This is a genomic window from Pseudomonas sp. F220, assembly GCF_057813935.1.
On record NZ_JBVASJ010000035.1, the window covers coordinates 35,933 to 48,942 of the forward strand.

The window sequence follows — 13,010 nt, forward strand, 5'->3', positions numbered from 1 at the left end:
GGTGAGTCAGGACTTCAGTCGGGAAAAGCGTCTGCTTACACCCCGGCATTTCAAGGCAGTCTTTGACTCCCCCACCGGCAAGGTTCCGGGGAAAAATCTCCTGCTCCTTGCGCGAAACAACGATCTTGATCATCCCCGTTTGGGGTTAGTGATCGGGAAAAAGAGCGTAAAGCTCTCCGTTGAGCGCAATCGCCTCAAACGTCTGATGCGTGAATCGTTTCGCCTCCACCAGGATTCTCTGGTCGGTTGGGACATCGTTATCGTCGCGCGCAAAGGTTTGGGTGACGTAGAAAACCCCGAATTGATTCAGCATTTCGGCAAACTCTGGAAGCGTCTGGCACGCAGCACGCCAGTACCAGCAGTCAAAACCGAAACTGTAGGGGTAGACAGTCCCGATGCGTAAACTGGCACTCGTTCCGATCCAGTTTTATCGCTATGCCATTAGTCCCCTGATGGCCAGTCACTGTCGTTTCTACCCCAGTTGTTCCTGCTACGCGTATGAAGCCATAGAAAATCATGGCCTTCTGCGCGGTGGCTGGCTGGCCTTTCGTCGTTTAGGTCGCTGTCATCCGTGGAATCCCGGTGGTTATGACCCGGTTCCATCTATCCCTACCTCCCGTTCTTCTTCGATGGCCGAGTAATCATGGATATTAAACGCACGATCCTGATCGTCGCCCTGGCAATCGTGTCCTACGTTATGGTTCTTAAATGGAACCAGGACTATGGCCAGGCTGCCCTGCCGACTCAGAATGTTGCCGCCAGCACTACCGCTCCGGGCCTACCGGAAACGGCGACTGGCAATAACGCTTCTGTTAGTGACGACATTCCACGCGCGGCAAGCGATACCAGTGCACCCGCCGAAACTCCGGTGGCTGCAAACAAAGACCTCATCCAGATCAAAACGGATGTGCTCAACCTGGCTATCGATCCACAAGGTGGTGATATCGCCCAGCTGACGCTGCCACTGTATCCACGTCGTCAGGATCACCCGGAAATTCCGTTCCAGCTGTTCGATAACGGCGGCGAGCGGACCTATCTGGCACAAAGCGGCCTGATCGGCACCAACGGTCCGGATGCCAGTCCATCGGGACGTCCGGTGTTCTCGTCCGAGAAGAAGACTTATCAACTGGCCGACGGTCAGGACCAACTGGTCGTCGACCTGAAGTACAGTGCTGGCGGCGTCAATTACATCAAGCGCTTCACCTTGAAGCGCGGTCTGTACGATGTAGCCGTTTCGTACATCATCGACAACCAAAGCGCTCAGCCTTGGTCCGGTGCAATGTTCGCGCAATTGAAGCGTGACAACAGCACCGATCCTTCTTCCAGCACTGCTACTGGCACCGCGACTTACCTAGGCGCAGCCCTGTGGACAAGTTCCGAGCCGTACAAAAAAGTGTCGATGAAGGACATGGACAAGGGCTCGCTGAAAGAAACCGTTCAAGGTGGTTGGGTTGCCTGGTTGCAACACTACTTCGTGACCGCGTGGATTCCGGCGAAAGGCGAAAACAACATCGTCCAGACCCGTAAAGACAGCAAAGGTAACTACATCATTGGTTTCACTGGCCCGGCGTTGACCGTTGCGCCAGGTGCCAAGGCTGAAACAACCGCTACGCTTTACGCGGGTCCGAAAAGCCAGGCAGTACTGAAAGAGTTGTCCCCAGGTCTGGAACTGACTGTCGACTACGGCATTCTGTGGTTCATTGCCCAGCCAATCTTCTGGTTGCTGCAACATATCCACGCGCTGGTCGGTAACTGGGGCTGGTCGATCATCTTCCTGACCATGCTGATCAAAGGGCTCTTCTTCCCGCTGTCGGCAGCCAGTTACAAATCCATGGCACGCATGCGTGCAGTAGCGCCAAAATTGGCGGCTCTGAAAGAGCAACATGGCGATGACCGGCAGAAAATGTCGCAGTCGATGATGGAGTTGTACAAGAAAGAGAAGATCAACCCGCTGGGCGGATGCTTGCCGATTCTTGTGCAAATGCCCGTTTTCCTCTCGCTGTACTGGGTTCTCCTGGAAAGCGTGGAAATGCGTCAGGCACCCTTCATGCTGTGGATTACTGACCTGTCGATCAAGGATCCGTTCTTCATTCTGCCGATCATCATGGGCGCAACCATGTTCATCCAGCAGCAGTTGAACCCGACTCCTCCGGATCCGATGCAGGCCAAGGTGATGAAGTTGATGCCTATCATCTTCACCTTCTTCTTCCTGTGGTTCCCGGCTGGTCTGGTGCTGTACTGGGTGGTCAACAACTGCCTGTCGATCACACAACAGTGGTACATCACACGTAAGATCGAAGCAGCTACCAAAAAAGCCGCTGCGTAACTTACTCTGTTGATAACCACTCAAAACGCCCCCTAGTGGGGCGTTTTGCTATCTGTCACTTTTGTCTGGATATTGGGTTATGAGCGTCCCTCGTGAAACCATCGCCGCCGTCGCTACCGCTCAGGGCCGTGGCGGTGTGGGCATCGTCCGTATCTCCGGCCCGCTGGCAAGCATCGCTGCGAAGGCTTTCAGCGGCCGTGAACTGAAGCCGCGTTTTGCCCACTACGGTCCGTTCTTTAGTGAGCAGGATGAAGTCCTCGATGAAGGGATTGCCCTGTATTTCCCGGGTCCGAATTCATTTACTGGCGAAGACGTGCTCGAACTTCAGGGCCACGGCGGGCCTATCGTGCTCGACATGTTGCTGCAGCGCTGTCTGCAATTGGGCTGTCGCCTGGCGCGTCCGGGGGAATTCAGCGAGCGAGCGTTTCTCAACGATAAACTCGACCTGGCCCAGGCTGAAGCCATCGCTGACCTGATTGAGGCCAGTTCTACACAGGCCGCGCGCAATGCATTGCGATCGTTACAAGGGGCGTTTTCACAGCGTGTGCATAACCTCACCGAACAGCTGATCAGCCTGCGTATCTACGTCGAAGCAGCGATCGACTTTCCGGAGGAGGAAATCGACTTCCTTGCCGATGGCCATGTGTTGAAGATGCTTGATACCGTGCGTGACGAGTTATCCTCCGTGCTGCGTGAAGCCGGGCAGGGCGCGTTGCTGCGTGATGGCATGACGGTCGTGATCGCCGGTCGGCCAAATGCCGGCAAATCCAGCCTGCTCAATGCGCTGGCTGGACGAGAAGCGGCAATCGTCACAGAAATTGCCGGGACCACCCGGGATATCCTTCGCGAACATATCCACATCGATGGCATGCCGTTGCATGTGGTCGACACGGCAGGGTTGCGCGACACCGATGACCAGGTCGAAAAGATTGGCGTCGAGCGAGCGCTCAAGGCTATTGGTGAAGCTGATCGCATCTTGCTGGTGGTCGATGCTACGGCCCCTGAAGCCCTTGATCCGTTTTCGCTGTGGCCGGAGTTCCTGGAGAACCGCCCGGATCCGGCAAAAGTGACCTTGATCCGCAATAAGGCTGATCTGACGGGTGAAGCGATCGCGCTGGATGTCAGTGAGGATGGCCACGTGACTATCAGTCTGAGCGCCAGGTCCGCTGGCGAAGGCCTGGAGTTGCTGCGTGATCACCTCAAAGCCTGCATGGGCTATGAGCAGACCTCGGAAAGCAGCTTCAGTGCTCGCCGGCGACACCTGGAAGCCTTGCGCCATGCGAGTACTTCACTCGAGCACGGTCGTGCGCAATTGACCCTTGCCGGCGCTGGTGAGCTGCTAGCCGAAGATTTGCGTCAGGCGCAGCAGTCATTGGGCGAGATTACCGGTGCATTCAGTTCCGATGATCTGCTTGGCCGTATCTTTTCCAGCTTCTGTATCGGCAAATAACCCTTCTTTTCTCCACAGACAGGCCATTCGCGCCTGTCTGTCATCATCATTTCTAACGTCTTCCTGAACTGCTGAGCGGAATTCATCTGCTTCGGCGGCTTTTTCGTGGACGCTATTTGCCTTGATAACCTATTTTCTGTGGATTAAGCCCTGTGAATAACTGCCCTTAGGCCCAGTTGATAACAGGGCCTGAAAACTGAGGAAAACCCTGCCTGTGGACAACCATCACTTTTACCCACAGGCTTACACCGGTTATCCAATGGCCTCATTGCCACCTAACCACAGACTTTTAAACCTCTGTACATATTGAAAATAAAGGCCTGTATGAATCTATCCACAGAAAACAGGCTCAGTAGAAATAAACATAAAAACAAAGATTTAATAAATCTCTCTCTTTTAATTTCTATTATCTGTGATTCATCCACAGCTGGTTAAATTTTGTGCAAAGGGTTCTTTAAGAAGGGCGAAGTCCCTATACTTGCCGGTCTATCCGAATAACCCATAGAAGCAGGCACGAGGTGCGTGGTGGATTTCCCTTCCCGTTTTGAAGTGATCGTCATCGGCGGCGGTCATGCCGGTACCGAGGCTGCACTTGCGTCTGCACGCATGGGGGCAAAAACCCTGCTGCTTACGCATAACGTGGAAACCCTCGGGCAAATGAGCTGCAACCCCGCGATTGGCGGCATTGGTAAAAGCCATTTGGTCAAAGAGATCGATGCTCTCGGCGGCGCGATGGCCATGGCTACCGATAAAGGTGGTATTCAATTTCGCGTATTGAACAGCCGCAAAGGCCCAGCCGTGCGTGCTACGCGTGCTCAAGCCGACCGGGTTTTATACAAGGCGGCTGTCCGCGAGATTCTCGAGAACCAGCCCAACCTGTGGATATTTCAACAAGCCTGCGATGACCTGATCGTTGAACAAGATCAAGTCCGCGGCGTTGTGACCCAGATGGGTCTGCGAATTCTTGCTGACTCGGTGGTATTAACTACCGGGACCTTCTTGGGTGGACTTATCCACATTGGGATGCAGAACTATTCCGGCGGCCGTGCAGGTGATCCACCTTCGATTGCCTTGGCACAGCGTCTGCGCGAACTGCCTTTACGGGTCGGTCGCCTGAAAACCGGTACCCCGCCGCGCATCGATGGCCGTTCTGTGGATTTCTCGGTGATGACCGAGCAACCAGGTGATACGCCGATTCCAGTAATGTCGTTCATGGGGTCGAAAGAACAGCACCCGGCGCAAGTCAGCTGCTGGATTACCCATACCAACGCCCGAACCCACGAAATCATCGCCGCGAACCTCGACCGTTCGCCGATGTATTCCGGGGTGATCGAAGGTATCGGCCCGCGTTATTGCCCTTCGATTGAAGACAAGATCCATCGCTTTGCCGACAAGGAAAGCCATCAGGTCTTCATCGAACCCGAAGGCCTGACGACCCACGAGTTGTACCCGAACGGAATCTCTACTTCCTTGCCGTTTGACGTGCAGATACAGATCGTGCAATCGATTCGCGGGATGGAAAACGCTCATATCGTTCGCCCTGGCTATGCCATCGAATACGATTACTTCGACCCGCGCGATTTGAAGTACAGCCTGGAAACCAAGGTGATCGGCGGCTTGTTCTTTGCCGGGCAGATCAATGGCACCACCGGTTACGAAGAAGCCGGTGCCCAAGGTTTGCTGGCCGGAGCCAACGCCGCACTGCGTGCGCAAGGCAAAGACAGCTGGTGCCCGCGCCGGGATGAGGCATACATCGGGGTGTTGGTTGACGACCTGATTACCCTCGGTACCCAAGAACCGTACCGGATGTTCACCTCCCGCGCCGAGTACCGTCTGATTCTGCGTGAAGACAACGCCGACCTGCGTCTCACCGAAAAAGGCCGCGAGCTGGGCTTGGTTGATGACGCTCGTTGGGCAGCATTCTGCAAAAAACGCGAAAGCATTGATCTGGAAGAGCAGCGCCTGAAAAGTACTTGGGTTCGCCCAGGTACTGAGCAGGGAGATGCAATTGCCGAAAAATTTGGCACGCCACTGACTCACGAATACAACCTGTTGAACCTGCTGACGCGTCCGGAAATCGACTACGCTGGCTTGATTGCGATCACTGGCGACGGCGCCGAAGATCCGCAAGTTGCCGAACAGGTCGAGATCAAGACCAAATACGCGGGCTATATCGACCGTCAGCAAGACGAAATCGCTCGCCTGCGGGCCAGTGAAGACACGAAACTGCCTGTGGATATCGATTACACAAATATTTCAGGTCTGTCGAAAGAGATCCAAAGCAAGCTGGGGATAACTCGTCCAGAGACCCTGGGCCAGGCATCGCGTATTCCTGGTGTCACCCCGGCAGCGATTTCGCTGTTGATGATTCATTTGAAAAAACGCGGCGCGGGCCGTCAGTTGGAGCAAAGCGCTTGAGTTCGTTGGTCACCTCGCAACACGCCGAAGAGTTATCCACAGGTGCTCGCCAGCTCGGTGTCAACCTGACTGAAGCCCAGCATGAGTTGCTGCTGGGTTATCTGGCCCTGTTGATCAAATGGAACAAGGCTTACAACCTCACTGCAGTGCGCGACCCTGACGAAATGGTTTCGCGCCATCTGCTCGACAGCCTGAGCGTGATGCCGTTCATCGAAAACGGTCGTTGGCTGGATGTGGGCAGCGGCGGTGGCATGCCGGGTATTCCATTGGCGATCCTGTTTCCGGAGTCGCAAGTGACCTGCCTGGACAGCAACGGCAAGAAAACCCGCTTCCTGACCCAGGTCAAACTCGAACTCAAACTGGATAATCTGCAAGTTATCCACAGTCGCGTCGAAACCTTCCAGCCTGAACAGCCATTCAACGGGATCGTCTCCCGGGCCTTCAGCAGCATGGAAAACTTCAGCAACTGGACCCGCCACCTAGGCGATCGCGATACCCGTTGGCTGGCAATGAAGGGCGTTCATCCCGCCGATGAGCTGGTAGCATTGCCGGCAGACTTCCACCTCGATAGCGAACACGCCTTGGCCGTACCCGGTTGCCAAGGCCAACGCCATCTGCTGATACTGCGCCGCACGGCATGATTGGGAACACAAGCAAGAATGGCTAAGGTATTCGCGATAGCGAACCAGAAAGGTGGCGTGGGCAAAACCACCACCTGCATCAACCTCGCAGCATCCCTGGTCGCGACCAAGCGCCGGGTGCTGTTGATCGATCTCGATCCACAGGGCAACGCCACCATGGGTAGCGGTGTGGATAAACACGGCCTGGAAAACTCGGTCTATGACCTGCTGATCGGTGAATGCGATCTGGCCCAGGCCATGCATTTCTCCGAACACGGCGGTTACCAGCTGTTGCCGGCTAACCGCGACCTGACCGCGGCGGAAGTCGTTCTGCTGGAAATGCAGATGAAGGAAAGCCGTCTGCGCAGCGCCTTGGCGCCGATTCGCGAGAATTACGACTACATTCTGATCGACTGCCCGCCGTCGTTGTCGATGTTGACGCTGAACGCATTGGTCGCCGCTGATGGGGTAATTATCCCGATGCAGTGCGAGTACTTTGCCCTGGAAGGGCTGAGTGACCTTGTGGATAACATCAAGCGCATAGCTGAACTGCTCAACCCGAACCTGAAAATCGAAGGCCTGTTGCGGACGATGTACGACCCGCGCCTGAGCCTGATGAACGACGTCTCGGCGCAGCTCAAGGAACACTTCGGCGATCAGTTGTATGACACGATCATTCCGCGCAACATCCGCCTGGCCGAAGCCCCGAGTTATGGCATGCCGGCACTGGCGTATGACAAACAATCCCGTGGCGCGCAGGCCTATCTGGCCCTGGCGGGCGAGATGGTTCGCCGTCAACGTCGCAACTCACGCACCGCTGCAGCCCAGCCAACTTAAGGAATCCCCATGGCCGTCAAGAAACGAGGTCTAGGACGTGGACTGGATGCACTGCTGAGTGGTCCGACTGTCACTTCGCTTGAAGAACAAGCGGTGCAGGCCGACCAGCGCGAGTTGCAGCATTTGCCGCTGGACCTGATCCAGCGCGGCAAATACCAACCGCGTCGGGACATGGATCCACAGGCGCTGGAAGAACTGGCGCAGTCGATCAAGGCCCAGGGTGTGATGCAACCGATCGTGGTTCGCCCAATCGGTGGCGGTCGCTTTGAAATCATTGCTGGCGAACGCCGCTGGCGTGCCAGTCAGCAAGCTGGCCAGGAAACCATCCCGGCGATGGTCCGCGATGTGCCGGATGAAACCGCCATCGCCATGGCGCTGATCGAGAACATCCAGCGCGAAGACCTCAACCCTATCGAGGAAGCGGTCGCCCTGCAGCGCTTGCAGCAGGAATTCCAGCTGACTCAGCAACAAGTGGCCGAGGCGGTGGGCAAGTCCCGCGTGACCGTGGCCAACTTGCTGCGCCTGATTGCTTTGCCTGAAGTGATCAAGACCATGCTGTCCCACGGTGACCTGGAAATGGGTCATGCGCGTGCATTGCTCGGTTTGCCGGAAAATCAACAGGTTGAAGGGGCGCGACACGTTGTCGCACGTGGCCTGACTGTGCGCCAGACTGAAGCACTGGTTCGCCAGTGGTTGAGTGGCAAACAAGAGCCAGCTGAACCTACAAAACCTGACCCGGATATTGCGCGTCTCGAGCAGCGTCTGGCCGAGCGCCTGGGCTCTGCGGTGCAGATCCGCCACGGAAAGAAGGGCAAAGGACAGTTGGTCATTGGCTATAACTCCCTCGACGAGTTGCAAGGCGTTCTCGCACACATCCGCTGAAACAATTCCATATGTAGCGTGCAGTCAGAAATCACTACCTGGCAGTTGAATAGGGGCAGAACCGCCCCTATACTCTGCGCGCATTTTGTCGGCACAAATTATGCCAAGTTATTGACTTATGGCAGCCGATCTTTGGGGAGCAATAACGATGGAAAGCCGCACGCCAAACCGCTTGCCGTTCCATCGCCTGGCAGTTTTTCCGGTGTTATTGGCTCAATTTGTCGTTTTGGTACTGGCCGCTTTGGCGCTCTGGTACTGGCATGGAGTCGTAGCCGGGTACTCAGGACTCTGCGGAGGACTGATAGCCTTGCTGCCCAATGTGTATTTCGCTCACAGGGCATTTCGGTTTTCCGGCGCCCGAGCAGCTCAAGCCATCGTCCGGTCTTTTTATGCTGGCGAGGCGGGCAAACTGATTTTGACGGCTGTGCTGTTTGCACTGACGTTTGCAGGTGTGAAGCCATTGGCGCCACTAGCTGTATTTGGCGTCTTCGTGCTGACCCAACTGGTCAGCTGGTTCGCTCCCCTGCTTATGAAAACAAGACTTTCGAGACCTTAGGGCGTTTGAGGCAACCATGGCAGCAGAAACCGCTTCGGGCTATATCCAGCACCACTTGCAGAACCTGACTTTCGGTCAGCTACCTACCGGCGGCTGGGGCTTTGCCCACACCGCAGCAGAAGCCAAAGCAATGGGCTTCTGGGCATTCCACGTCGATACTCTCGGCTGGTCTGTGGCTTTGGGTCTGATTTTCGTCCTGATTTTCCGCATGGCGGCGAAGAAGGCGACTTCCGGTCAGCCAGGTGCTTTGCAAAACTTCGTTGAAGTTCTGATCGAATTCGTCGACGGCAGCGTGAAAGACACCTTTCACGGCCGTAATCCGTTGATCGCGCCATTGGCCCTGACGATTTTTGTCTGGGTATTCCTGATGAACGCTATCGACCTGGTACCGGTCGACTGGATTCCTAAACTGGCTGCAATGATTTCCGGGGACCAGCATCTGGTCTTCCGCGCCGTTGCGACCACTGACCCGAACGCGACTATGGGCATGTCCCTGTCGGTGTTCGCGTTGATCATTTTCTATAGCATCAAGGTCAAGGGTATCGGCGGTTTTATCGGCGAACTGACCCTGCACCCGTTCGGCAGCAAGAATATTTTCCTTCAAGCCCTGCTGATTCCGGTGAACTTCCTGCTTGAATTCGTGACGCTGGTCGCCAAACCGATCTCTCTGGCACTGCGTCTGTTCGGCAACATGTACGCTGGCGAGCTGGTGTTTATCCTGATCGCTGTCATGTTCGGCAGTGGCCTGCTCTGGCTTAGCGGCCTGGGCGTGGTGCTGCAATGGGCGTGGGCTGTATTCCACATCCTGATCATCACCCTGCAAGCGTTTATCTTCATGATGCTGAGCATCGTCTATCTGTCGATGGCGCACGAAGAGAACCATTAAGACCCGCCTGGCGTGTCTGATGACCCTCTCGCTGACGTGAGAGGGTGCTGCAAGCGTGATGTATCAAACGATTTTGTTTTACCGCTTTAATCTAAAAAACCTAAACCATACGACGTAAAAGTCGGGAGGAAAGATGGAAACTGTAGTTGGTCTAACCGCTATCGCTGTTGCACTGTTGATCGGCCTGGGCGCACTGGGTACCGCAATTGGTTTCGGCCTGTTGGGCGGCAAGTTCCTGGAAGGCGCAGCGCGTCAACCAGAAATGGTTCCAATGCTGCAAGTTAAAATGTTCATCGTTGCCGGCCTGCTCGACGCCGTAACCATGATCGGCGTTGGTATTGCTCTGTTCTTCACCTTCGCGAACCCCTTCGTTGGTCAACTCGCTCACTAATCACTCGGTTTTTCGAGTTGATTTGGGTGATGGACAACGAACGAGCGAGGTGTTGGCGTGAATATTAATGCAACCCTGATTGGCCAGTCCGTTGCGTTCTTCATTTTTGTACTGTTTTGCATGAAGTTCGTGTGGCCTCCGGTCATCGCGGCTTTGCACGAACGTCAGAAGAAGATCGCGGATGGACTGGACGCTGCCAGCCGAGCAGCTCGCGACCTGGAGTTGGCCCAAGATAAAGCGGGTCAACAACTGCGCGATGCGAAAGCTCAGGCAGCTGAAATCATTGAGCAAGCCAAGAAACGCGGCTCTCAGATCGTCGACGAAGCCCGAGATCAGGCTCGCGTCGAAGCTGAACGTGTGAAGGCGCAGGCTCAGGCCGAGATCGAACAGGAACTGAACGGCGTCAAAGACGCGCTGCGCGCCCGATTGGGTAGCCTGGCAGTCAATGGCGCAGAGAAGATCCTGGGCGCCACAATCGATCAAAACGCGCACGCGGAGCTGGTTAATAAACTGGCTGCTGAAATTTAAGCGAGGGCGATCATGGCAGAATTGACCACGTTGGCCCGACCTTACGCTAAGGCAGCCTTCGAGCACGCCCAGGCCCACCAGCAACTGGCCTCTTGGTCAGCCATGCTCGGCCTGGCTGCAGCAGTGTCGCAAGACGACACTATGCAGCGCGTGCTCAAGGCCCCGCGACTGACGAGCGCAGATAAGGCCGCCACGTTTATCGACGTGTGTGGCGACAAGTTTGATGTGAAAGTGCAGAACTTCATTCACGTCGTTGCCGAAAACGACCGTCTCCCGCTTCTGCCGGAGATCGCCGCTCTGTTTGACCTGTACAAGGCCGAACAAGAGAAATCGGTGGACGTGGAAGTCATCAGTGCTTTTGCATTGAACCAAGAACAGCAAGACAAACTCGCCAAGGTTCTCAGTGCACGACTCGACCGGGAAGTGCGCCTGCAAGTTGCGGAGGATGCCACCCTTATCGGTGGTGTCATCATTCGCGCCGGCGACCTGGTTATCGATGGCTCGGTTCGCGGAAAACTCGCGAGCCTTGCCGAAGCATTGAAATCTTGAGTTTGAAGGGGCAGCAGAGCAATGCAGCAACTCAATCCTTCCGAAATAAGTGAAATTATCAAGGGCCGCATCGACAAGCTCGATGTGACCTCCCAAGCCCGTAACGAAGGCACTGTCGTCAGCGTATCTGACGGTATCGTGCGGATTCACGGTCTGGCCGACGTCATGTACGGCGAGATGATCGAGTTTCCGGGCGGCGTCTTCGGTATGGCCCTCAACCTGGAGCAAGACTCTGTAGGCGCCGTTGTATTGGGCTCTTACCAGACTCTGGCTGAAGGCATGAGCGCCAAGTGCACTGGCCGCATCCTCGAAGTTCCGGTTGGTAAGGAACTGCTGGGTCGCGTTGTCGATGCATTGGGTAACCCAGTTGACGGCAAAGGTCCGCTGAACAACACCGAGACCGACGCGGTCGAGAAAGTTGCTCCAGGCGTGATCTGGCGTAAGTCGGTAGACCAGCCTGTACAGACTGGCTACAAGGCTGTCGATGCCATGATCCCAGTCGGCCGTGGCCAGCGTGAGCTGATCATCGGTGACCGTCAGATCGGTAAAACCGCTCTGGCGATCGACGCGATCATCAACCAGAAAGACAGCGGCATCTTCTGCGTCTACGTGGCAATCGGTCAGAAACAATCGACCATCGCCAACGTGGTTCGCAAGCTGGAAGAAAACGGCGCCTTGGCTAACACCATCGTCGTGGCCGCCAGTGCTTCCGAATCCGCTGCACTACAATTCCTGGCACCGTACTCCGGTTGCACCATGGGTGAATTCTTCCGCGACCGCGGTGAAGACGCGCTGATCGTTTATGACGATCTGTCCAAGCAAGCAGTGGCTTACCGCCAGATTTCCCTGCTGCTGCGCCGTCCACCAGGCCGTGAAGCTTACCCAGGCGACGTGTTCTATCTCCACTCCCGTCTGCTGGAGCGCGCATCCCGCGTTTCGGAAGAATATGTAGAGAAGTTCACCAACGGCGCAGTGACCGGCAAAACCGGTTCCCTGACCGCACTGCCGATCATCGAAACCCAGGCTGGCGACGTTTCCGCGTTCGTTCCGACCAACGTGATTTCCATCACCGACGGTCAGATCTTCCTGGAATCGGCCATGTTCAACTCCGGGATCCGTCCTGCTGTGAACGCCGGTGTTTCGGTATCCCGTGTGGGTGGTGCCGCTCAGACCAAGATCATTAAGAAGCTCTCCGGTGGTATCCGTACCGCTCTGGCTCAGTACCGTGAACTGGCGGCATTCGCCCAGTTCGCTTCTGACCTGGACGAAGCGACCCGTAAGCAACTTGAGCATGGTCAGCGCGTTACCGAGCTGATGAAGCAGAAGCAATACGCACCAATGTCGATCGCTGACATGGCGCTGTCGCTGTATGCCGCTGAGCGTGGGTTCCTGACTGACGTTGAAATCGCCAAGATCGGCAGCTTCGAACAAGCGCTGATTGCTTTCTTCAACCGCGATCACGCCGATTTGATGGCGAAGATCAACGTGAAGGGTGACTTCAATGACGAAATCGACGCTGGCATGAAAGCCGGTATCGAGAAGTTCAAGGCCACCCAAACCTGGTAAG

Annotated in this window: 14 protein-coding genes; all 14 read left to right on the forward strand. The window is 55.7% G+C overall.

The genetic code is table 11. The features are described from left to right. Position 1 precedes the first annotated feature (1 nt). The 14 genes from rnpA to atpA all read left to right on the forward strand — a co-directional run bounded on the left by rnpA (position 2) and on the right by atpA (position 13,009). Entirely contained in the window at positions 2-403 is a 402-nt protein-coding gene (gene rnpA / locus ACZYSM_RS23635) for a ribonuclease P protein component (RefSeq protein WP_027926203.1), read from the forward strand. Further along, positions 396-641, forward strand: a complete 246-nt coding sequence (gene yidD / locus ACZYSM_RS23640; RefSeq protein ID WP_074872215.1) for a membrane protein insertion efficiency factor YidD — start codon at positions 396-398, stop codon at positions 639-641. Before rnpA ends, yidD begins: the two co-directional genes overlap by 8 nt. A gap of 2 nt (positions 642-643) precedes the next feature. Further along, on the forward strand, positions 644-2,326 hold the full coding sequence (gene yidC / locus ACZYSM_RS23645) for a membrane protein insertase YidC (protein WP_489075159.1): 1,683 nt from the start codon (positions 644-646) through the stop codon (positions 2,324-2,326). 79 nt (positions 2,327-2,405) lie between these two features. Continuing rightward, entirely contained in the window at positions 2,406-3,776 is a 1,371-nt protein-coding gene (gene mnmE / locus ACZYSM_RS23650) for a tRNA uridine-5-carboxymethylaminomethyl(34) synthesis GTPase MnmE (RefSeq protein ID WP_489075161.1), read from the forward strand. 525 nt (positions 3,777-4,301) lie between these two features. Continuing rightward, entirely contained in the window at positions 4,302-6,194 is a 1,893-nt protein-coding gene (mnmG, locus tag ACZYSM_RS23655) for a tRNA uridine-5-carboxymethylaminomethyl(34) synthesis enzyme MnmG (protein ID WP_489075163.1), read from the forward strand. Further along, positions 6,191-6,835 (forward strand): 16S rRNA (guanine(527)-N(7))-methyltransferase RsmG, encoded by a 645-nt coding sequence (gene rsmG, locus ACZYSM_RS23660; protein WP_489075165.1) that lies wholly within the window; start codon positions 6,191-6,193, stop codon positions 6,833-6,835. Before mnmG ends, rsmG begins: the two co-directional genes overlap by 4 nt. Before the next feature lie 18 nt (positions 6,836-6,853). Continuing rightward, the gene (locus tag ACZYSM_RS23665; protein WP_489075167.1) at positions 6,854-7,651 is read left to right on the forward strand and encodes a ParA family protein; all 798 of its coding nucleotides are present in this window, start codon (positions 6,854-6,856) and stop codon (positions 7,649-7,651) included. Between the two features lie 9 nt (positions 7,652-7,660). After that, positions 7,661-8,533 carry a ParB/RepB/Spo0J family partition protein gene (locus tag ACZYSM_RS23670; RefSeq protein ID WP_489075169.1) on the forward strand — a complete coding sequence of 291 codons (873 nt, stop codon included), beginning with the start codon at positions 7,661-7,663 and terminating at the stop codon, positions 8,531-8,533. Between the two features lie 148 nt (positions 8,534-8,681). After that, positions 8,682-9,089 carry a F0F1 ATP synthase subunit I gene (locus tag ACZYSM_RS23675; protein ID WP_111448179.1) on the forward strand — a complete coding sequence of 136 codons (408 nt, stop codon included), beginning with the start codon at positions 8,682-8,684 and terminating at the stop codon, positions 9,087-9,089. 16 nt (positions 9,090-9,105) lie between these two features. Next, the gene (gene atpB / locus ACZYSM_RS23680) at positions 9,106-9,975 is read left to right on the forward strand and encodes a F0F1 ATP synthase subunit A (RefSeq protein ID WP_489075171.1); all 870 of its coding nucleotides are present in this window, start codon (positions 9,106-9,108) and stop codon (positions 9,973-9,975) included. A gap of 133 nt (positions 9,976-10,108) precedes the next feature. Next, positions 10,109-10,366, forward strand: coding sequence for a F0F1 ATP synthase subunit C (atpE, locus tag ACZYSM_RS23685; protein ID WP_019694395.1), 258 nt, complete (start codon positions 10,109-10,111; stop codon positions 10,364-10,366). Positions 10,367-10,423: 57 nt separating this feature from the next. After that, a complete protein-coding gene (locus ACZYSM_RS23690) occupies positions 10,424-10,894 on the forward strand; it encodes a F0F1 ATP synthase subunit B (RefSeq protein WP_489075174.1) in 471 nt (156 codons plus the stop codon). Positions 10,895-10,906: 12 nt separating this feature from the next. Continuing rightward, complete coding sequence (locus ACZYSM_RS23695) at positions 10,907-11,443, forward strand: F0F1 ATP synthase subunit delta (protein WP_489075176.1); 537 nt, start codon at positions 10,907-10,909, stop codon at positions 11,441-11,443. A gap of 21 nt (positions 11,444-11,464) precedes the next feature. Continuing rightward, on the forward strand, positions 11,465-13,009 hold the full coding sequence (gene atpA / locus ACZYSM_RS23700) for a F0F1 ATP synthase subunit alpha (protein WP_489075178.1): 1,545 nt from the start codon (positions 11,465-11,467) through the stop codon (positions 13,007-13,009). Position 13,010: the final 1 nt, after the last annotated feature.